General features: G+C 55.7%; 18 protein-coding genes and 1 pseudogene. 10 read left to right on the top strand and 9 right to left on the bottom strand.

The features are described 5' to 3' along the window. Positions 1 to 34: 34 nt before the first annotated feature. Entirely contained in the window at positions 35 to 1,561 is a 1,527-nt protein-coding gene (locus QN378_RS19490; RefSeq protein WP_322206090.1) for a PLP-dependent aminotransferase family protein, read from the bottom strand. 88 nt (positions 1,562 to 1,649) lie between these two features. On the opposite strand from QN378_RS19490, the gene QN378_RS19485 reads away from it, so the two are divergent. Genes QN378_RS19485 through QN378_RS19475 form a run of 3 tightly spaced genes read left to right on the top strand, consistent with a single transcriptional unit; the run spans position 1,650 to position 3,419 of the window. Beyond that, entirely contained in the window at positions 1,650 to 2,273 is a 624-nt protein-coding gene (locus QN378_RS19485) for an FMN-binding negative transcriptional regulator (protein WP_322206089.1), read from the top strand. A gap of 9 nt (positions 2,274 to 2,282) precedes the next feature. After that, positions 2,283 to 2,729 (top strand): GNAT family N-acetyltransferase, encoded by a 447-nt coding sequence (locus QN378_RS19480; RefSeq protein ID WP_322206088.1) that lies wholly within the window; start codon positions 2,283 to 2,285, stop codon positions 2,727 to 2,729. Between the two features lie 15 nt (positions 2,730 to 2,744). Beyond that, positions 2,745 to 3,419 (top strand): GNAT family protein, encoded by a 675-nt coding sequence (locus QN378_RS19475; protein ID WP_322206087.1) that lies wholly within the window; start codon positions 2,745 to 2,747, stop codon positions 3,417 to 3,419. A gap of 171 nt (positions 3,420 to 3,590) precedes the next feature. Here the strand turns inward: QN378_RS19475 and oadA are convergent, their stop codons facing one another. Both oadA and QN378_RS19465 read right to left on the bottom strand, forming a co-directional pair. Further along, positions 3,591 to 5,399, bottom strand: coding sequence for a sodium-extruding oxaloacetate decarboxylase subunit alpha (gene oadA, locus QN378_RS19470; RefSeq protein WP_322206086.1), 1,809 nt, complete (start codon positions 5,397 to 5,399; stop codon positions 3,591 to 3,593). A gap of 102 nt (positions 5,400 to 5,501) precedes the next feature. Further along, positions 5,502 to 6,917 carry an acetyl-CoA carboxylase biotin carboxylase subunit gene (locus QN378_RS19465; RefSeq protein ID WP_297837925.1) on the bottom strand — a complete coding sequence of 472 codons (1,416 nt, stop codon included), beginning with the start codon at positions 6,915 to 6,917 and terminating at the stop codon, positions 5,502 to 5,504. Positions 6,918 to 7,123: 206 nt separating this feature from the next. Between QN378_RS19465 and QN378_RS19460 the strand changes: the two genes are divergently transcribed. Next, on the top strand, positions 7,124 to 8,089 hold the full coding sequence (locus QN378_RS19460; protein WP_322206085.1) for a LysR family transcriptional regulator: 966 nt from the start codon (positions 7,124 to 7,126) through the stop codon (positions 8,087 to 8,089). On the opposite strand, the gene QN378_RS23675 is transcribed toward QN378_RS19460, so the two are convergent. The 4 genes and pseudogenes from QN378_RS23675 to QN378_RS19440 all read right to left on the bottom strand — a co-directional run bounded on the left by QN378_RS23675 (position 8,028) and on the right by QN378_RS19440 (position 12,382). Continuing rightward, positions 8,028 to 8,273: a PA3496 family putative envelope integrity protein gene (locus QN378_RS23675; protein WP_369124715.1), complete on the bottom strand. Its 246-nt coding sequence runs from the start codon at positions 8,271 to 8,273 to the stop codon at positions 8,028 to 8,030. The two genes, QN378_RS19460 and QN378_RS23675, sit on opposite strands and share 62 nt — an antisense overlap. 143 nt (positions 8,274 to 8,416) lie before the next feature. Continuing rightward, positions 8,417 to 9,283, bottom strand: a complete 867-nt coding sequence (hexR, locus tag QN378_RS19450) for a transcriptional regulator HexR (RefSeq protein ID WP_323548765.1) — start codon at positions 9,281 to 9,283, stop codon at positions 8,417 to 8,419. A 166-nt stretch (positions 9,284 to 9,449) separates the two neighbouring features. Next, positions 9,450 to 9,752, bottom strand: coding sequence for a DUF2845 domain-containing protein (locus tag QN378_RS19445; protein ID WP_322206083.1), 303 nt, complete (start codon positions 9,750 to 9,752; stop codon positions 9,450 to 9,452). 106 nt (positions 9,753 to 9,858) lie between these two features. Further along, positions 9,859 to 12,382, bottom strand: a pseudogene (locus QN378_RS19440) (putative bifunctional diguanylate cyclase/phosphodiesterase). Between the two features lie 247 nt (positions 12,383 to 12,629). On the opposite strand from QN378_RS19440, the gene uvrD reads away from it, so the two are divergent. The 5 genes from uvrD to QN378_RS19415 all read left to right on the top strand — a co-directional run bounded on the left by uvrD (position 12,630) and on the right by QN378_RS19415 (position 17,586). Beyond that, positions 12,630 to 14,813 carry a DNA helicase II gene (gene uvrD, locus QN378_RS19435; protein ID WP_322206081.1) on the top strand — a complete coding sequence of 728 codons (2,184 nt, stop codon included), beginning with the start codon at positions 12,630 to 12,632 and terminating at the stop codon, positions 14,811 to 14,813. Positions 14,814 to 14,989: 176 nt separating this feature from the next. Next, positions 14,990 to 15,841 (top strand): Tim44 domain-containing protein, encoded by an 852-nt coding sequence (locus QN378_RS19430; protein ID WP_322206080.1) that lies wholly within the window; start codon positions 14,990 to 14,992, stop codon positions 15,839 to 15,841. A 159-nt stretch (positions 15,842 to 16,000) separates the two neighbouring features. Next, positions 16,001 to 16,408: an SMI1/KNR4 family protein gene (locus tag QN378_RS19425; RefSeq protein ID WP_322206079.1), complete on the top strand. Its 408-nt coding sequence runs from the start codon at positions 16,001 to 16,003 to the stop codon at positions 16,406 to 16,408. A 194-nt stretch (positions 16,409 to 16,602) separates the two neighbouring features. Further along, positions 16,603 to 17,088 (top strand): acyl-CoA thioesterase, encoded by a 486-nt coding sequence (locus QN378_RS19420; RefSeq protein ID WP_322206078.1) that lies wholly within the window; start codon positions 16,603 to 16,605, stop codon positions 17,086 to 17,088. 105 nt (positions 17,089 to 17,193) lie between these two features. Beyond that, positions 17,194 to 17,586 (top strand): DUF3301 domain-containing protein, encoded by a 393-nt coding sequence (locus tag QN378_RS19415; protein ID WP_322206077.1) that lies wholly within the window; start codon positions 17,194 to 17,196, stop codon positions 17,584 to 17,586. Between the two features lie 5 nt (positions 17,587 to 17,591). On the opposite strand, the gene QN378_RS19410 is transcribed toward QN378_RS19415, so the two are convergent. Then, positions 17,592 to 18,554 (bottom strand): CobW-like GTP-binding protein, encoded by a 963-nt coding sequence (locus QN378_RS19410; RefSeq protein ID WP_322206076.1) that lies wholly within the window; start codon positions 18,552 to 18,554, stop codon positions 17,592 to 17,594. 39 nt (positions 18,555 to 18,593) lie between these two features. On the opposite strand from QN378_RS19410, the gene QN378_RS19405 reads away from it, so the two are divergent. Further along, complete coding sequence (locus tag QN378_RS19405; protein ID WP_322206075.1) at positions 18,594 to 18,947, top strand: NADH:ubiquinone oxidoreductase; 354 nt, start codon at positions 18,594 to 18,596, stop codon at positions 18,945 to 18,947. Positions 18,948 to 18,966: 19 nt separating this feature from the next. Here the strand turns inward: QN378_RS19405 and zigA are convergent, their stop codons facing one another. Then, positions 18,967 to 20,175, bottom strand: a complete 1,209-nt coding sequence (gene zigA, locus QN378_RS19400; RefSeq protein ID WP_322206074.1) for a zinc metallochaperone GTPase ZigA — start codon at positions 20,173 to 20,175, stop codon at positions 18,967 to 18,969. Between the last annotated feature and the right edge of the window lie 101 nt (positions 20,176 to 20,276).

Genomic DNA, 20,276 nt, shown 5'->3' with positions numbered 1-20,276 from the left:
GGTGAATGATGGCAATGGCGCCGAGTATAAACGCTTAATCCACCCAAACTTGGCGCAGCTTAGCTAGCGCCTGGTGAATGCTTGGCTCAGACACGGCGGCAAAACCCAGGACCATGCCTGCCCGGTTGTCCAGAGCACCAGCGGACGTGGGCAACCAGTAATCGCTCAACGGATTGATTTCAACGCCGACGCTTGCAGCCTTGTCTATCAACTCTCGCTCACGGGCCAGCGTGGCGACCGGCACCGCGACGTGGAGTCCAGCAACGACTTTTGGCATTGCGCCACAGCCGCTGACCTCTTGTGGCCAGCCCGCCAACAGCGCATCGCGGCGACTCAGCGCAGCACGGCGCATGCGGCGGATGTGTCGCTGAAAATGCCCGGCAGCGATGAATTCAGCCATGACCGCTTGGGTACCGACTTCCGAGTGACGCATGTCCACGGCACGGCGCTGACTGAACGCTTCGACCAACCCCAGCGGCAGCACCAGGTAGCCCAGGCGCAGGGCCGGAAAAGCGATTTTGCCAAAGGTGCCGACGTACAACACCCGTCCGCTCTGATCCAGCGCCGCCAAGGGTGCCAACGGTGCGCCACTGTAACGGTACTCGCCGTCGTAATCGTCCTCGACAATCCAGCCTTGAGTCCGCTCAGCCCAGGCAAGAATTTCAAGACGCCGCGCCAGACTCATGGTCACGCCCGTAGGGTATTGATGCGAAGGTGTAACGTAAGCCAGCGTGCAGTCGCTATGCAGCAGCTCGGAGCAACGCATGCCTTCGTTGTCCACACCGATGCCGTGCAACTGCGCCCCGGCGATGGCGAATGCGTGGGCCGCAGCGCGATAACCTGGATTTTCCACCGCCACCGTGTCGCCCACCTCCACCAACAGTTGTGCACAAAGGCTAATCGCTTGCTGCGCGCCGCTGGTGATTACTATTTGCCCAGGGCTGCAATGCAAACCTCGGGAACTGCGCAAATAGGCCGAGATCAGTTCGCGCAAGCGCCAGTCCCCCGCTGGCTCTCCATAACCCAATCGCCCCAAGTCCGGCTTGCGCCAAAAAGCAGCGTGTAACTTGGCCCAAACTCCGAATGGAAATAGGTCAAAGGCCGGCACGCCTACCCGAAACGCCCGTGGGACATCACCTCGTGGCAGGGGCAAATGGTGTTGCTGAAGCAAATTAAGTGCTGTGCTGTGGATAATTTGATGGGTCGTCGAAACTGTGGATAACGCTGTGGGTAACCCTGTGGACACTTTTGTGGATAACTTAATTGATTTCTTTGTTGCGAACGACGGTGAGGGCAGTTGCGCGACGTAAGTGCCGTCGCCAATGCGCCCCTCGGTAAAACCCTCTGCATAAAGCTGGTCGTAGGCGCGCATGACGCTGTTTCGGGAAATCGATAACGACGCTGCCAGATCACGGCTGGCTGGCAATCGCGTGCCGCTGCTCAAACTGCCGTCGAGAATCCGTTGGCGTAGGGTTTGATAAAGCTGGCGGCTCAATCCGCGGCTGCGATCAAGTTCGATACCGGCAGCATCGAATGGAAAAGAAGAGGTGCTGAACGTCATGAATTGGCCCTACGAAATTGATCGTTAATGGCTCTTACAACCAACCAATAGCCTGCCTAAGATTTAACCGTCAGCCAAGGAAAAACTCATGTACCTACCCAGCGCGTTTAAAGAAGACGACCTCGCAATCATTCACCAGCAGATTGAAAGCACGCGCTTGGCCGTTCTAGTTACCCACGGCGCGCTGGGATTGCTGGCCAACCATGTGCCGTTGTTGCTCAACCCCGACCAAGGCCCGAATGGCACCCTGCACGGGCATTTGGCCAAAGCCAATCCACAGTGGAAGGAGCTGGAGAGCGGCGCCGAAGCCCTGCTGATTTTTACCGGCCCGGATGCTTACGTCAGCCCATCGTTCTATCCGAGCAAGGCCGAACATGGCCAAGTGGTGCCGACCTGGAATTTTTTGGTGATTCACGCTTATGGCACGCCCGAAGTGTTTCACGACGCGAGTCGACTGCTTGATCTGGTCAGCACTTTGACCGACAAGCATGAAGCCGGACGCGCCACGCCTTGGGCCGTGGAGGACGCGCCAAAGGCGTACATCGACAAAATGCTCAGCGCCATCGTCGGGTTTGTCGTGCCAATCAGCCGGCTCGAAGGAAAGCGCAAGCTCAACCAGAACCGCAACGCTGCGGATATTGCGGGTGTCCGTGACGGCCTCGCCGCCAGTGCCGTGCCCAATGACAATGAACTCGCCCGACTGATGCGCTAGGAGCCATTGATGACCGAGATACAGATTCGTCCCGTCACGCAGGAAGACCACGCCGCATGGCGTGCGCTGTGGAAAACCTATTTGACCTTCTATAAGACTGAACTGCCCGACAGCGTCAGTGACGTCACCTGGCAGCGGGTTCTAGACCGGAGCGAACCCACTAACGCTGCCCTCGCCTGGAGCGGTGACAAAGCGGTTGGCATGGTTCACTTCATCTACCATCGCTCTAACTGGAGCATTAAGAACGCCTGTTACCTGCAAGATCTGTTGGTAATTCCGGAACAGCGCGGTTCCGGGGTTGGTAGGCAGTTGATCGAATATGTTTACGCCACGGCCAGTGAAAATAACTGCGACAAGGTTCATTGGCTGACCCACGAAACCAATGCCACCGCCATTCAGCTGTATGAACGCATCGCCGAACGCCCCGGTTTCATTCAATTTCGTAAACCGCTCTAGCCCTGGAATTTGCTCATGCCGACCACTGAACTGCACTGGCAACCGGCCAAACTGCCCAATGCCAAACCTATCGAAGGACGCTTGATACGTCTTGAGAAGCTGGACGTTGCGCGTCATGGCGACGGTTTGTGGGTCGCCTTACAGGGCCCGAACTCTGACCCGAAGCTTTGGGATTATTTGCCCTATGGTCCGTTCAATCAACGCGTTGATTTTGATGCTTGGTTGAGTCGCCTCGCAGCCGGGAACGACCCCTGGTTTTACGCCGTGATAGACCGCGAGACCGGCGTCGTGGATGGCTGCCTGAGCCTGATGTCGATCGTCCCTGATCATGGCCGCATCGAAATTGGTCACGTGATGTTTGGCGGCGCCATGCAGCGCACCGCCAAGGGCTCCGAGGTCATTTACCTGCTGGCCAAAGAATCTTTTGTGTTGGGTAATCGACGTCTGGAATGGAAGTGTAACGACAGCAACCAACGCTCCAAACGCGCCGCTGAACGCTTCGGCTTTACCTTCGAAGGCACGTTCCGTCAGCACATGGTGGTTAAAGGGGTCAATCGGGACACCACGTGGTATTCGATAATCGACACGCAATGGCCAACGTTGCAGCAGGTGTTTGAAGGGTGGTTGGCTGTGGATAACTTCAAGGACGGGCAACAGATTCGAATACTGGAAAGCTTCCGAGCCCTATAAAATCCGCACATATCTGAAGGAGCCAACGTGTGGGCGATGCGTATACAGCGGTTTATCAGGTAAATCGCTTCGCCAACACGTTGGCTCTACAGGGAAGCACTCACCATTGCGCATAAAAAAAGGGGAGCCACAAGTGCTCCCCCCAGAGTAAACAGTTAAGCGGGTATCGAATCAGCCCTCGATTTCCACCAGAATTTCGCCAGGGTTGACGCGATCACCTTTGGCGACATGGATTGCTGTGACTTTGCCCGCGATGGGAGCCTGTACTTCGGTCTCCATCTTCATTGCTTCAGTGATCAGCAAGGCCTGACCGACTTTGACCACAGCGCCTTCTTTGACCAATACATCGACGATGTTGCCCGGCATGGTGGTGCTCACATGGCCTGGCGCAGTGGCTTGCGCCCGTTTGCCGATGCCGCCACCCACAAACTCGTTCAGCGGTTCGAAAACCACCTCTTCCGGCATGCCATCGATTGTCAGATAGAAGTGGCGTTTGCCGCCGGCTTTGACGCCGACACCGGTGATATCGACGCGGTAGCTTTCACCGTGTACGTCGATCACGAACTCAGTCGGTACACCCTCTCCGCCGGTTTTACTGACGCCGCCCGCTTCGGGGATCGGCAACAACTCTTCGGGTTTTAACGTACCCGCTGCGCGCTCTTCGAGGAATTTGCGCCCGATGTCCGGGAACATCGCATAGGTCAACACATCTTCTTCAGACGTGGCCACCGAACCGATTTCCGCCCGCAGCTTGACCATTTCCGGCTTGAGCAAATCCGCTGGGCGAACGTCGATGAGTTCTTCATTACCAATGGCCTGACGACGCAGCTTTTCGTCCACAATGCCCGGCGCTTTACCGTAACCACCTTGCAGGTACAGCTTCACTTCGTTGGTGATGGTTTTGTAGCGCTCACCGGCCAGCACGTTAAAAAACGCCTGAGTACCGACGATCTGAGAAGTCGGGGTTACCAACGGTGGGTAGCCGAGGTCTTTACGGACCCGAGGAATTTCGGCCATCACTTCGGCCATGCGGTTTAGCGCACCCTGCTCTTTAAGCTGATTAGCCAAGTTTGAAATCATCCCACCCGGCACTTGGTTGACCTGCACACGGGTGTCGACAGCGGTGAATTCGCTCTCGAACTGGTGGTATTTTTTACGCACTGCGTAGAAGTACAGACCAATTTCCTGCAGCAACTCCAAATTCAAACCGGTATCGAATTCGCTGCCCTTGAGCGCAGCCACCATCGATTCAGTCCCAGGATGGCTCGTGCCCCAGGCGAAGCTAGAAATGGCGGTATCAATGTGATCGGCGCCGTTTTCAATCGCTTTAAGCTGACACATCGCGGCCAGGCCAGCCGTATCATGGGAATGGATGAACACCGGCAGCGATTGCTCAGCCTTCAGCGCCCGGACCAGTTCGCCAGTGGCATACGGCGTCAACAGGCCAGCCATGTCCTTGATCGCTACCGAGTCGCAACCCATGGCTTCCATCTGTTTAGCCTGCGCCACAAATGCGTCGATGGTGTGCACTGGACTGGTGGTGTACGCGAGCGTGCCCTGAGCATGTTTGCCAGCCGCTTTGACCGCTTCAATCGACACGCGCAGATTTCTAACGTCGTTCATCGCATCGAAAATACGGAACACGTCGATGCCGTTGACTGCAGCCTTGGCCACGAAAGCACGCACCACGTCATCACTGTAGTGCCGATAGCCCAACAGGTTCTGGCCGCGCAACAGCATTTGCAAACGCGTGTTAGGCAACGCCGCACGCAACTGGCGCAGGCGCTCCCACGGGTCTTCTTTCAGAAACCGTATGCAGGCATCGAAGGTCGCGCCGCCCCAGACTTCCAGCGACCAATAGCCAACCTTGTCGAGCTTTTCACAGATTGGCAGCATGTCTTCAGTGCGCATGCGCGTAGCCAACAGCGACTGATGAGCGTCACGCAGGATGGTGTCGGTGACAAAGATTTTTTTAGACATTCGAAAGCTCCTGTAGCGACAAGCTGCAAGTTTCAAGCGACAAGAAAAAGCGTGATTGGCTTTTGCCTGCAGCTTGGCGCTTGAAGCTATTCACTAACTTATTCATAGGCCTGCGTGGGCGGCAATGGCGGCGGCGATGGCCAAGGCCAACTCTTCGGGTTTGCGCTTGATCGAGTAGTTGGTCAGTTCCGGATGGGCTTCAACGAAGCTGGTGTTGAACTGGCCGCTACGGAATTCCGGATTACGCAAAATCTCCTGGTAGTACGCCGCCGTGGTCTTGACCCCTTGCAGGCGCATGTCGTCCAGTGCGCGCAGGCCTCGGTCCATCGCCTCTTCCCAGGTCAACGCCCAGACGATCAGCTTCAGGCACATCGAGTCGTAGAACGGCGGAATGGTGTAGCCGGTGTAGATCGCCGTGTCGGTGCGCACACCAGGGCCGCCGGGTGCGTAATAACGGGTGATCTTGCCGAAGCTCGGCAGGAAGTTGTTTTTAGGGTCTTCGGCGTTGATCCGAAATTGCAAGGCGAAACCACGGTGAATGATGTCTTCTTGCTTGACTGAAAGTGGCAAGCCGGAGGCTATGCGAATCTGTTCACGAACAATGTCGATGCCGGTAATTTCTTCGGTGATGGTGTGTTCCACCTGCACCCGAGTGTTCATCTCCATGAAGTACACCTCGCCCTCGGCGAGCAAGAACTCCACGGTGCCGGCGTTCTCGTAGCCTACCGCCTTGGCCGCGCGCACTGACAGGTCGCCGATGTAAGCGCGCTGTTCAGGGGTCAGCTGGGGGCTGGGAGCGATTTCAATCAACTTTTGATTACGGCGCTGAATCGAGCAATCTCGCTCGAACAGATGAACAACGTTGCCGAAACTGTCGCCCAGTATCTGGGCTTCAATATGCTTGGGATTGACGATACATTTTTCGAGAAAGACTTCCGCCGAACCAAAAGCTTTAGTGGCCTCCGAGATTACCCGTGGAAACGCCTGCTCTAATTCCTCAGGGCTGTTGCAACGACGAATGCCGCGACCGCCACCGCCGGAGGTTGCCTTTAGCATGACCGGATAACCGAGGCGTTCGCCTTCGACTAATGCTTCAGCGATGTCTGCAACGTTGCCTTCGGTGCCCGGCGTCACCGGTACGCCGGCCTTGATCATGCTCCGCCGCGCTTCGGTTTTGTCACCCATGCGGCGAATGACTTCAGCTGAAGGACCAATGAATTTGATTCCACGCTCGACGCAGATATCCGCCAGTTCAGCGTTTTCCGAAAGAAAACCATAACCGGGATGTAACGCATCACAACCGGTTTCCACAGCCAAATTCACCAGCTTTCGCGGGTTCAAATAGCCCGCGAGCGGTTCAGCGCCGATGCTATGGGCTTCGTCAGCGCGTTTGACGTGCAGCGCATGACGGTCGGCGTCGGAATAGACCGCAACCGAGCGAATGCCCATCTCGGCGCAAGCACGCACGATCCGGACAGCAATTTCACCGCGGTTAGCGATCAGAATTTTTGTTATCACTGGCATTCCTCGACAGATAAGCCTCGACCGTTAGAACAGACGAACCGGCTAGGCCGTTCGGCGTATGACCCGCTTACTGCGATGCAGTCGCATTACGAGAGCTACCCTAAGCCGTAAGCAAGATTAATAAAAATCAGTAAAAGTTGGGGTGTATATAAGTAAAACCTTATAGTCGTTTTAATCGACGTTTATAAAAGGTGAAAAATATGCGTAAGTCATTGATGCGTATAACATTACGTCAACTTCGTATTTTTAATGAAGTGTGCGATCTGAAATCCTATAGCCGGGCGGCTGAAGAAATGGCGCTCACTCAACCAGCCGTTAGCCTACAGATTCGTCAACTTGAGGAGCTTATCGGCCAGCCCCTGTTTGAATACGTAGGTAAAAAGCTCTATCTGACGGAGGCTGCGGAAGCACTCAAGACTGCCAGTCGCGACATTTTTGGGCGGCTGGAAAACCTCGATATGCAACTGACGGATATGCAGGGTTCGTTGCAGGGCCAGCTCAAATTAGCCATCGAATCCAGCGCCAAGTATTTTGTCCCGCATCTGTTCGCCGCGTTCAAACGGCAATATCCAGACGTCATGTTTAACTTGACGGTGGTCAATCGGGCGCAGGCTATCAGGAGGTTGTCGGACAACCGGGATGACTTGGTAGTGATGTCGATGGTGCCGCAGGACATGGGCCTGGAATTCATGCCCTTTCTCAACAATCCGATCGTCGCTGTGGCGCCGCCGGACCATCCGTTGTGCACTATTCAAACGCTGACGCTCAAGGATTTGGAACCGTACCCACTGGTGATCCGTGAACCCGGCTCAGGCACACGCAAAGCGTGTGAGGAATACTTCAAAGAAAAGCGCGTTCATTTTAGTCATACGCTGGAAGTCGCTTCGAACGAAGCTCAGCGTGAAAGCGTGGTGGCGGGGCTGGGGCTGGCGATGCTGACACGCCACGCACTAAGCCTGGAACTGGCCACTGGCATGCTGCGCGAGCTGCCGGTGGCCGAGTTGCCGCTTTACCGCAGCTGGTGCGTGGTGCAAGCCAAAGACAAGCCGCTGTCGCCGGTTGCACATGCCTTCCTTGCGTTCATCCGCGCCGAACGCGTGCAAATCAGCCGACTTGTTGAACGTTTCGACGGGAATCTACCGCGCTCTGCTGCCACACACTTGTGACTGGGCCCACGTCGAAATAATCAGAAAGCTCCTGGGCCAACTGTCGCTGCTCGGAATAGCTTTCGATGGCGCGTCGGAACTCCATCCGGCGCTGATCTTCTTGCTGTCGACGGGTGTTTTTCGAGGTGTGTACAGCGGTCGCGGTGATGGCGTGCTGCTGTGCTTCATCGTAGTGCCGAGGCATGTCCTGTCTCCCATTACGTTGCGGGAGCTTGAGCATGAACGCGGGCAATGACGATTACGCGGCGATCAGATGACAGAGTGATGAATGATTTTTGACGGTGTTTCTGCCATTAACGCATTAGATTCATTCGCGAAAGCGGTCCTTCAGTCGTCGAGGTTTTTGACTGATTTTGGTGATAAGCGGAGGCTACGCAGGCTGCGTTTAACGCTTTTCAGGTGGTTAACCAAACTCGGTCCTCGGGCCATGGCAACACCCATCGCCAGTACATCAATGACGACTAAGTGCGCAATTCGAGAGGTTAACGGCGTATAAATTTCAGTGTCTTCATGAACGTCGATGGCCAGGTTGATAGTGGCCAACTCTGCCAGCGGCGTTTGGCTTGGACACAAGGTGATCAACGTGGCACCGCTTTCGCGGACAAGATTAGCGGTGATCAGCAAATCCTTGGAGCGGCCCGACTGGGAAATACAAATCGCGACGTCGGTTGGTTTGAGCGTCACGGCTGACATGGCCTGCATGTGCGGATCGGAATAGGCGGCAGCGGTCAGTAACAGTCGAAAAAATTTGTGCTGAGCGTCCGCCGCCACGGCGCCAGAAGCGCCGAAGCCATAAAACTCGACCCGCTGCGCCAACGCCATGGCCGTCACCGCCGACTGCAACGCATGAGGGTCGAGATTTTCCCGCACCTCCATCAGCGTGTGCAGCGTGGTGTCGAAAATTTTCAGACTGTAATCGGCAACCGAATCGTCTTCATGAATGGCGAACTGACCGAAGCTGGCACCTGCGGCCAGGCTCTGCGCCAGTTTGAGCTTCAGGTCTTGGAATCCGGTGCAACCAATGGCACGACAGAAACGCACAATGGTTGGCTCACTGATGCCAACGCTGTGCGCAAGGTCAGCCATGGAGCTGTGCATCACGGCTGCAGGGTCAAGCAGCACATGGTCGGCAACCTTAAGTTCCGACTTGCGTAGCAAATGGCGTGACTGGCCGATGTGTTGCAACAGATTCAAAGGGGAGGACTCAATGATGACGGCTGGGCCGGGATGTAGCTTTCTTGTAGTTATACTACATGACCTGCGGGCCGCACAGCTAAACGAGCCGGGGCGCAAGATATGTCGAAAATGATGCACTCAAAATAAGAAATATCCGATGCCCCCTCAAAGACAAACCTTCTTCTTATTTCCGGGCACTGCGAATGCTTACTAACTTCCCGTCAATGAAGCGCAGGTATTGATACAAACCATTGGCTGGCCCATACACCCAGTCCTCGACGGTCACTGATTTGTAAGCCTGGACACCATCGGCATTCACTGCAGGCGCCGAAACCCGGCGATTGGCAGGCTGCCCGCACCTACTGACTACGGCGCTGATAGTGTCGCCCTCATCAATCAAGCCGCTTGCACAGCGCATCGATGCTTGGTCGTTGCCGCTTGCAGCCAACATCAGCGCTACACCGATCATCCATATATTCAATTTCACCCAACCTTTCCCCTCAATCCCCCTGTAGCCAACTTGTTGGCGAAGACGCATAACTGACACACCGCATCAGCCGCCTCGCGCACAACTTCGCTCTTTGAGTCGGTGCTCACATCCACGTATCAGGCAAATACTCACGCAGTAACTGCCCTACAGCATTGGCTTCCACTGGCCGACTAATCAAATAGCCCTGCACTTCATCACACCCATGAGCCTTGAGAAACGCCAGCTGCTCTCGGTTTTCCACGCCTTCAGCGACGACTTTCAAATCCAGGCTGTGGGCCATCGCAATGATGGCGTGGGTAATCGCGGCGTCTTGGGTGCCTTCGCCCAGACCTCGGATAAACGTTTGGTCGATTTTCACGTAATCCACCGGGAAACGCTTCAAGTAGCTCAATGACGAATAACCGGTGCCGAAGTCGTCAATGGCCAGTTTTACGCCCAGACCTTTTAGCTGATGAAAGGTCGCGATAATGTGCTCGACGCTGTCAAGGAGCTGGCTTTCTGTCAGTTCCAGCTCGAGGTATTGCGGCGCAAGCCCCGTCTCTTCCAATACCTGGCGAACCAGGCTGACCAATTTGCCCTGACGCAATTGATGGACCGAAAGGTTGACCGATACCCGAATCGGCTCAAACCCCTGCCGCTGCCATTCGCATGCTTGCCGGCAGGCCTGGCGCAAGACGAACTCGCCAATCGGTCCGATCAGTCCGGTCTCTTCAGCCAGCCCGATGAAGTCCGCCGGCGGCACCATGCCAAGCGTAGGGTGCCGCCAGCGCACCAATGCCTCAGCGGCGTTCAGACGGCCCGTCGCGAGACAGAGTTTGGGTTGATAGAACACCTGAAGCTGTTTTTCATCAATGGCTTTGCGCAACTGATTCTCTAGCTGCAAACGCTCCAAGGTGCTGGCCTGCAAGCTGTCAGTGTAGAACTGGAAATTATCACCGCCCAAGTGTTTGGCGTGTTGCATGGCCATGTTCGCTTGACTGACAAGTGCCGAAATCTCCCTGGCAGAATCAGGCAACAAACTAATTCCAACAGAAGCGCTGATCACTAACTCTTGCCCATCAACCGTCAGCGGCATGCGCAGCTTAGCCAATAGTCGGCTGGTCACCCGCGCCAGACTGGATAAATTGCCATAAGCATCGAATAGCACGGCAAATTCATCGCCCGACAATCGCGCAATGGTGTCGGCCTCGGGCATAGCGCTGCTCAAGCGCCGGGCAACTTGACGCAATAGTTGGTCGGCAACCTCATGACCCAAGCTGTCATTGAGCAGCTTGAAGCGGTCCAAATCGATGTGCAGCAGCGCCAGCCCCCTGCCCCCTTGGCGCATGCGCAGGTTAGCTTCGCGCAGGCGCTCTTTGAACAGCGAACGATTGGCCAGACCTGTCAGTTCGTCGTAATGACTGAGGTAGCGCATACGCTCCTCGGATTCACGCCGCGCCGACAGGTCGGCGAAAAACCCCACGATGTGACTGACCTTTCCGCGAGTGTCGCGTACCACATTGAGTTGGAGCCACTGTGGATATAACTCACCACTTTTTCGGGTTTCGGCCAGTTCGCCTTGCCAGCTATCGGTGTGTCCCAACGACTGATGTATCGCTGAAAAGTGACGTTTTGCATCCCGACTGCATGCCAGCTCGGTGACGTTATGGCCCAAAATGTCTTCCGGCAGGTAGCCGGTAACCCGGCTAAAAGCCTGGTTGGCGGTGACGATAATGTAATCCGGGTTGAGGATTACAATGCCTTCGCTGGCGGCCTCGAAAACGGTGGCCGCTAAGCGGCGGTGTTCTTCAAGGTGCTTGCTGGCGCTAACCTCACTATTGCTCAGGGCCTCATTGGCCACGCACAGTTCGAGGCTGCGCTGAGCGACTCTTGCTTCGAGCTCGGCCTGAGCCTCACGTAGTGCCCCTTCAGCTCTGCGCCTCTGCTCGATTTCATACGCCAATTCTTGATTAAGCTGCTCGCTCTGAGAATGGGCTTGCTGCAAACGCTCGATCAAAGCCTGATTCTGGAATCGCCTCAGCAAGCCTCGACGGACCAAGCGGTTGATCTGCACCGCCACCACAATTATTGCCACCAGCAAAATCAGACCGAGCCATGCCCAGCCGCGCAGTTGCACGTCGCCCCACAAAAACAGATAGGCGATCGACGGCACCATGCATGACAGAGTAAAGGTCAGGAACGCAGACATACTGACGGCATAGGCGACACTGGCCGACAATGTCGCCGCGCCAATCAAGCCGAATACCCAAGCTTGCTGCAAGAAACTGTCAGCGGGCGTCAGAGCGAGGGTAGTGCTAGCCAGTGTCAGGCCGCTGATCGAGGTTCCCAACAGGAACATTCTGCGCCTGACGCAGTGGCGACGCAGCGTTAAACGCGGCAACCTGGATGACGCGCAAGCCCACTAACGTCGTCAGCCAACCCAGCCAAATGCTGATCATCAGATAACGCTTGGGACTCCACAACAACCCGCTGCAGACCAAACCGTTGAGCAACATAAATAGGGTCGGCAATAGCGACCCCTGATAGAGCAAACGCGTGCGATCAACGGCAATCTGTAGCGCAAATCGCTCGCGAATCACTCGCCAGGTCGCAACAGCGGCACCCGACGAGCTGATGCTAGAAGTCATAGGCGGTGTTCTTATTAATGGTTTGAGCCTTAAACATGAACGGAGCATACACAAGGCGCCCTCTACACCAAACTGTCGATGATCATATAATCCATGCGCTGCTTGGTTTGAACACCCTATTACACACGGCTCAGGCACGGCCCAGCCCGCTTCCAGGCCTGACCAACCGGTCATCTCCGGCATCGCTTTTATCGGCTAATGCAAAGCTTGGTTTGCCCGACATAGCCCAGCACCCTAGAATGCGCCGATGCGCGATGATCTCTCCCTTCTGCTGAACTCCCTCAACGATGCCCAACGTCAGGCCGTAGCGGCCTCCGTGGGTCGTCAGTTAGTCATTGCCGGCGCTGGTTCCGGTAAAACCCGTGTGCTGGTGCACCGAATCGCTTGGCTGATCCAAGTGGAGCAAGCCTCATCCCACTCGATTTTGTCGGTGACGTTCACCAACAAAGCCGCTGCCGAGATGCGTCACCGCATCGAGCAACTGATGGACATTAGTCCGGCGGGCATGTGGGTTGGTACTTTCCACGGCTTGGCGCACCGCTTGTTGCGGGCGCATTGGCAAGAAGCAGGTTTAAACCAGAACTTCCAGATTCTCGACAGTGATGACCAGCAACGGCTGGTCAAACGCGTGATGCGCGAGATGGGCCTGGATGAACAACGCTGGCCGGTCCGCCAAGCGCAATGGTTCATCAACGGACAGAAAGACGAAGGCCTGCGTCCGAAACATATTCAGGCTGTGGGTGATCTTTTTCTGACCACCATGAAGGCTATTTATGAAGCCTATGAAGTCGCCTGCCAGCGCGCCGGGGTCATTGACTTCTCCGAGCTGCTGCTGCGAGCCCTGGACTTGTGGCGAGATAATCCTGGCCTGCTAGCCCATTACCAACGTCGTTTCCGCCATGTGTTGGTCGACGAATTCCAAGACACCAACGCCGTGCAGTACGCCTGGCTGCGATTGTTGGCCCAGGGTGGCGACAGCTTGATGGTAGTTGGCGACGATGATCAGTCGATTTACGGCTGGCGCGGCGCCAAAATTGAAAACATCCACGAGTACTCGTCAGATTTTCCTGACACCGAAACCATCCGTTTGGAACAGAACTACCGTTCCACCGCGAGCATCCTGAAAGCGGCCAACGCGTTGATTGTCAACAACAGCGGGCGCTTGGGCAAAGAGCTATGGACTGACGGTGGCGACGGCGAGCTGATTAATCTGTACGCCGCGTTCAACGAGCACGACGAAGCGCGCTACGTGGTCGAAACCATCGAAAGCGCCCTGAAGACCGGCCTGATGCGCAGCGACATCGCCATTCTTTACCGCTCCAATGCCCAATCGCGAGTGCTTGAAGAGGCGTTGCTGCGCGAACGAATCCCTTACCGAATCTATGGCGGCCAGCGCTTCTTTGAGCGTGCCGAAATCAAGAACGCCATGGCGTACCTGCGCTTGCTCGACGGACGCGGCAATGATGCTGCGCTTGAGCGGGTGATCAACGTTCCGGCACGGGGTATCGGCGAAAAAACCGTCGAAGCCATTCGTGAGCATGCTCGCCACGCTGATGTGTCGATGTGGGAGGCCATGCGCCAACTGATCGCCAACAAGGGCCTTACCGGTCGCGCAGCCGGGGCGCTGGGTGGGTTCGTGGAACTGATAGAAAATCTGGCCGCGAAAGTCATGGAGATGCCGTTGCACCTCATGACTCAAACGGTGATCGAGCAATCTGGACTGATCAACTACCACAAGGAAGAGAAAGGCGAAAAAGGCCAGGCTCGGGTGGAAAACCTTGAGGAATTGGTCAGCGCCGCACGCAACTTCGAAAATGCTGAAGAAGACGCCGACCTGTCGCCGCTGGCGGCTTTCCTCGGCCATGCGTCGTTGGAAGCGGGTGATACCCAAGCGGAAGAACACGAAGACAGCGTGCAACTGATGACCTTGCACAGCGCCAAGGGCCTGGAGTTTCCTTACGTGTTCCTGGTGGGCATGGAAGAAGGCCTATTCCCGCACAAGATGAGCCTGGAAGAACCTGGCCGGCTGGAAGAAGAACGCCGGCTGGCTTACGTCGGCATCACTCGCGCCATGCAGCAGTTAGTGATGACCTACGCGGAAACCCGTCGTTTGTATGGCACCGAAACCTACAACAAAGTGTCGCGCTTCGTTCGCGAGATCCCGCCGACGTTGATTCAGGAAGTACGGTTGTCCAACAGCGTCAGCCGACCGTTCGGCGGCGTGCAAAAGATGGGCACCAGCAGCCTTTTCAATGGCACCGGCATTCCAGACACTGCGTTTAGTCTGGGTCAGCGAGTGCAGCATTCGGTGTTCGGCGAAGGCGTGATTCTGAACTTCGAAGGCGCGGGGGCTCAGGCTCGAGTCCAAGTGAATTTCGAAGAGGGCAGTAAATGGTTGATGATGGGTTATGCGAAACTTGAAGCGATTTGAGATCTGGCAGAAGTCCTGGGCGATCCTGAAAGCCCCCACCCGGAAAAATGTCTTACAGACTTGATAGAATCGGACGTCACCAAGTCAAGGTAAAAGCCCGAAACATTTAGTCGCTAGCTATCGTCATGGCTCATGTGCAACATGGCGCGCGTGCAATCCACAAATGGGAATCCCTTATGCAACGTTTTCTAAGCATCGTAATGGTGTTGTGCATCGGGCTCACAATGAGCCTCGACGCCAACGCGCGCTTCGGTGGCGGCAAGTCTTTCGGTTCCGCGCCAAGCCATCAAATGCGTCAAGCGCCTTCCTCCTCTCCATCTGCCGCACCGGGTGCTGCAGGTGCAGCCGCCGCTGCCCGTCCCGCAGGCGGCGCGTCGCGCTGGCTGGGTCCGTTGGCCGGCCTTGCAGCAGGTGGCCTGCTGGCCTCAATGTTCATGGGCGGCGGTTTCCACGGAATGCAGTTTTTCGACATCCTGATCATGGCCATCATCGGTTTCGTGATTTTCCGGTTCATCGCCGCGCGTCGTCGCAAGCAACCAGACATGGCCGCAGCAGGTCAAACGCCGTTTCAGCGTGAAACCATCGAGCAACCGGCCCAGGCTCCGATGTTCGGCGGATCGTCTGCAAGTGCTGCGCCCGCTCCAGTGATCCACGCGCCCGCTTGGTTCAACGAATCACGCTTCCTAGAAGCCGCTCGCGGCCACTTCCAGTCGCTGCAACAGCACTGGGACGCCAACGAGATGGACAAGATTGCGGAGTTCGTTACGCCACAGATGTTGCAGTTCCTGAAACAGGAACGTGCCAACCTGGGCGACGGCTTCCAGTCGACCTACATCGACAACCTGACTGTGCAACTCGATGGACTGGATGATCGCTCTGATAAAACTGTTGCGACACTGACCTTCTCCGGTCTGTCCAAGACTTCGCGATTCGATCAAGGTGAAGTCTTTAGCGAAAGCTGGAACATGGAGCGTCCGCAAGGCGACAACCAGCCATGGCTAGTGGCTGGTATCCGCCAAAACGGCTAATCCGCGTCCATACTTGTATAGCCGCCGCAAATAGCGATCCTAGGAAATACGAAACCCCGGTCTTTGGCCGGGGTTTCGTGTTATCCGTTCGGGTAGTTATTTTGAGAAATGCTTTGCGCTACTGTATAACCCGCGCCAACAGTTTAGAGGATCCAGGTCGTGGAAGAAGTCATTGAAGAGCTGCGTGAAAAGAACGAACGGGTACCGGTGCCCCTCGAATTGCCTGACGACGATGTTCTGGTAGAAATCGAAGAACAGCTGTTTATCAATATTCCTTTCGTTTTCAAGGAATTTTTGCTGACGGTAAGCGACGTAGTTTATGGCAGCCTGGAACCGGTCACCGTTATGGATCCGCAGTCGCACACCTATCTGCCAGAAGTATGCGCAACCGCTTGGGACATTGGCGTTCCCCGCGAGTTGATCCCGATTTGTCAGGACGGCGACGATTATTATTGCGTGGAAGAGGACGGCACCGTGGTGCAGTGGTCCGCTGATGAAGAGCTGGTCACTGAAGAAAGCTGGGAGTCAGTCTGGCACTGGGCCCGGGACGTTTGGCTGGAAAGCTGAACCACATCAGAATGCCGTTGCGGCGCAATGCCAGGACGGCATCGGCTGGGTGTAACTCAGTAGAAATTTATACGCAAACTTACGTGACGGCGGCCACCTCGCCGCCGTCCAGAGTAGTGCTGTATACACATGACTTAAGAACGTGAGCGCCACCATCAGGCGCACTTCTGAAACACCCCATCCGTGAGTACGCTATGGAACCCGGAAACGCCCAACTGTCGATGACTGTATTGATGACCCCGGACATGGCCAATTTTTCCGGTAACGTCCACGGGGGCACACTGCTTAAATACCTCGATGAAGTCGCTTACGCCTGCGCCAGCCGTTACGCCGGGCGTTATGTAGTGACCTTGTCGGTGGATCAGGTCATTTTTCGTGAGCCTATTCACGTGGGCGAACTGGTGACCTTCTTGGCGTCGGTCAACTACACCGGCAATACCTCGATGGAAGTCGGAATCAAAGTTGTCACCGAAAACATCCGTGAACGTTCGGTTCGGCACACCAACAGCTGCTTCTTCACCATGGTAGCGGTCGACGATCAACGTAAACCGACCAAGGTGCCACCACTTGAACCTGCCAACAGCGAAGACAAGCGCCGCTACGTTCAGGCCAAACAACGACGTCAACTGCGTCAAGAGCTTGAAATTCGTTATCAGGAAATTAAGGAAGAAGCGCCTTAACAGTAGATGAACGGGAATCCGATTGAACGAAATTTAAGTCGAGCGGTATGGCCGAAAATCGTCAGACCCAGTTAAGCTGGGCGTCCTTTGGTGGAGCACACTTTCATGCTGACGCTGGGTAACCTTTTTGTCTTGATGGTGTTGGCAACCTGCGCCGCGTGGCTCTGGCATTCCCATGGTTTGCGTGAGCGCGCGTTGGCGCGAGTCAAGCAGCACTGCGCCAAACTTGACATCGAATTGTTGGATGGAAACGTGGCATTGCGGCGTCTCACGTTTGCACGCGACGCAAATGGCCGAAAGCGTCTGGCTCGTGTGTATAACTTTGAATTCACCGTGACTGGCGAGCAGCGTCACCCCGGCACGATTACGATGTTCGGCGCACATACCGCGCAAATTGAGCTGGCGCCCTATCCTTTTGAGATCAAAACCCCACCGCCAAGCGCCATCGTGATTGAAATGAGCGAATGGCGTGAAAACCACATAAAGCGCAAGTTGTAACGCGGCTAGATAAGGCAGCCAGCCAGCCCCGCTTGCAGCGCCGCCTCGTCCTGAGGATCATTGAAAATCAGCTCCAGGCGCGAGTCTCGACGCCATTCGCTGTTTTGCCAGTGGACTGCAGCGCCGTCCAGTGCATTTCCCGATAACCAACCTGCGTTGCTGTGGACAACCAGCTTGGCTCGCCGCCATGCCTGACTATTAAGCCACTGCTGCACTTGCATCAATTCAAACTGTTGGCTTGGGTGCCAACGCCAACCAATGCTCCAACCTTCTGGCTGACCTTGGCTCAGGCAAATAGGCTGACGCGGGTCAGTCCATACAGCCGGAAGTTGTGCTAACCCTTTGGGTGCGGTGAAGTTACCCGCAGCCCCGTAAGCGTGTGCATCGACACCGGGCAAATTAGCCAGCGGCAGGACGCCTTGATCCGTCCAGAACAACCGCCCGTGGGGCAACAGGCCCGCCAATGTGTCGCGTTCCCTTGAACCCAAACCTGCGGATTTATTCATGACCAGCACACCCGCGCCGTCCAACGCCGCTCGCTGGGTATCCGGCAAAGGCTGACCCGCCGCCATGGCGGCAGCATCGAGCACCATCACGCCAGGTTGAAGCGCCAATACGCCTTCCCACGGCGGCTCACGCAGTTGTTCCATTAACTGCGCCGGATGCCCCAGCCCTGAAGGCTCAATCAACAGTCGGTCCGGTCGCGACTTCTTTAGCAAACGACCCAAGCCGATTTGAAAAGGTGCGCCGTTAACACAACACAGGCAACCGCCAGCGACCTCGCCAAGTGCGATACCATCGGCGGCCGTGGTCAACAGCGCAGCATCCAAGCCGATCTGACCGAACTCATTGATCAAGATCGCCCAACGCTCACCGGCCGGTTTTTGCTCCAGTAACTGTTTGATGAGGCTCGTTTTGCCTGCGCCTAAAGGACCGGCGATGACGTGGGTTGGGATGTTCTGCAACATGATGGCCGATTTCTTTAGAGTGAAGATACGGGGTAAACGATGCGCGTGATCTGGATGGCGACACTATTACTGATGACGAGTAAGGCGTGGGCTGAAGCCTGCGTGGTTCACACCCAAGCCGAACGGCTCGACGTCAAAGTTTGCCAAGAGAACCGCACCATTCCGATGAAGATGTTTCACGACGGCTTTTGCCAACCGCAATTTGCCGGGCAGAAAGTCAACGTCGCCTTTGTCGAACAATGCCCCGCTGGCGCCTTCGGCGTATGCAGCAATGCTCAAGTCGCCAATATGCCCTATCGCCAAAATATTCACTATTACGGCGTGGCCACTGATGCGCACTACCTCAAGCCTTTTTGTGAAGGGCAAAGTCAGGGGCAGTGGCTAACGCCGTAACCCGCTGGTGCTATCACCCTCAAGCGGCATCCTCTTCATGCCATGGGCCGAAAGGGTCGGTAAACAGACGCCATTGCTCGGCACCCAGAGCCATCTCCGCATCGGTCAGCAAGCAGCTGTCCAATTCGTTTACGAGCCTGGCAAAGTTGATGTGCTGTCCGATAAATACTAACTCCTGACGGCAATCACCGGTTTTTTCGACCCAGTTTTGCATGATCGTCGCCTCACTCTCCTGATCCTGCGGCCATTGTTGTTTTGGCACAAACCGCCACCAGCGCCCGGCAAAACCATGGCGCATCAACCCGCCGGCTTGCGACCAGCTCCCGGCTTCCTGGTGTTTGCTCGCGAGCCAGAAAAAGCCTTTGGAGCGCAGCAATTTTCCGTTGATCCATTCACGGTCAATGAAGTCGTAAAAACGCTGAGGATGAAACGGCCGACGTGCGCGGTAAACAGTCGAGGCGATGCCGTATTCTTCAGTTTCCGGTATGTGCTCGCCGCGCATTTCCTTAAGCCAACCCGGCGCAAGCGAAGCCCGCTCGAAATCGAACCGCCCGGTGTTGAGGATTTTTTTTAACGGAATTTCGCCCATGACCATAGGGATAACCTCTGCTTGAGCGTTGAGTCGATGCAGAATCGCGATCAACTCCTGGCGTTCGCTGCTGCTGATCAGGTCAATCTTGCTGATCAAAATCACGTCGGCGAATTCGACCTGCTCAATCAGCAAATCAGTAATCGAGCGCTCATCATCTTCGCCCAAGGTCTCGCCACGGGTCGCCAGGCTTTCAGATGCCTGGTAATCGAGAAGAAAATTCATGCCGTCTACCACCGTCACCATGGTGTCCAACCGCGCCATGTCGGCCAGGCTTTTACCTTGCTCATCGCGAAAGGTGAACGTTTCTGCCACCGGCAGTGGCTCAGAGATTCCGGTGGATTCTATCAACAGGTAATCAAAACGACCGTCCTGCGCCAACCGACTGACCTCCTCAAGCAGATCTTCGCGTAAGGTGCAGCAGATGCAACCGTTACTCATCTCAATCAGTTTTTCTTCTGCGCGATTCAAGCTGACATCGCGTTGAACCTCACCGCCATCGATATTGATTTCACTCATGTCGTTGACGATTACAGCGACTTTGAGATTCTCGCGATTGCGCAAAATGTAATTGAGCAATGTACTTTTACCGGCGCCTAGAAATCCAGAGAGTACGGTAACGGGTAAACGGTTGGGCATCAGATATTCCTCATCGGGCACAAGCCACCAAGCGAGCGCCGGCTGACGAATGTTATAGTATAACAATACAGAATTGTTAATCTGTTAAACAAAGGCCGCGT

This window comes from Pseudomonas sp. 10S5 (genome assembly GCF_035019745.1).
GTDB lineage: Bacteria > Pseudomonadota > Gammaproteobacteria > Pseudomonadales > Pseudomonadaceae > Aquipseudomonas.
This window is presented reverse-complemented; position numbering and strand designations above follow the sequence as displayed.

Bases quoted from the DNA above. Each gene is read 5' to 3' on its own strand.
- QN378_RS19410 (WP_322206076.1), bottom strand. From the start codon at position 18,554: ATGTTGCAGAACATCCCAACCCACGTCATCGCCGGTCCTTTAGGCGCA.
- QN378_RS19415 (WP_322206077.1), top strand. From the start codon at position 17,194: ATGCTGACGCTGGGTAACCTTTTTGTCTTGATGGTGTTGGCAACCTGC.
- QN378_RS19430 (WP_322206080.1), top strand. From the start codon at position 14,990: ATGCAACGTTTTCTAAGCATCGTAATGGTGTTGTGCATCGGGCTCACA.
- QN378_RS19490 (WP_322206090.1), bottom strand. From the start codon at position 1,561: ATGACGTTCAGCACCTCTTCTTTTCCATTCGATGCTGCCGGTATCGAA.
- uvrD (WP_322206081.1), top strand. From the start codon at position 12,630: ATGCGCGATGATCTCTCCCTTCTGCTGAACTCCCTCAACGATGCCCAA.
- QN378_RS23675 (WP_369124715.1), bottom strand. From the start codon at position 8,273: ATGCCTCGGCACTACGATGAAGCACAGCAGCACGCCATCACCGCGACC.
- QN378_RS19460 (WP_322206085.1), top strand. From the start codon at position 7,124: ATGCGTAAGTCATTGATGCGTATAACATTACGTCAACTTCGTATTTTT.
- QN378_RS19420 (WP_322206078.1), top strand. From the start codon at position 16,603: ATGGAACCCGGAAACGCCCAACTGTCGATGACTGTATTGATGACCCCG.
- zigA (WP_322206074.1), bottom strand. From the start codon at position 20,175: ATGCCCAACCGTTTACCCGTTACCGTACTCTCTGGATTTCTAGGCGCC.
- QN378_RS19480 (WP_322206088.1), top strand. From the start codon at position 2,283: ATGACCGAGATACAGATTCGTCCCGTCACGCAGGAAGACCACGCCGCA.
- QN378_RS19485 (WP_322206089.1), top strand. From the start codon at position 1,650: ATGTACCTACCCAGCGCGTTTAAAGAAGACGACCTCGCAATCATTCAC.
- QN378_RS19475 (WP_322206087.1), top strand. From the start codon at position 2,745: ATGCCGACCACTGAACTGCACTGGCAACCGGCCAAACTGCCCAATGCC.
- oadA (WP_322206086.1), bottom strand. From the start codon at position 5,399: ATGTCTAAAAAAATCTTTGTCACCGACACCATCCTGCGTGACGCTCAT.
- QN378_RS19405 (WP_322206075.1), top strand. From the start codon at position 18,594: ATGCGCGTGATCTGGATGGCGACACTATTACTGATGACGAGTAAGGCG.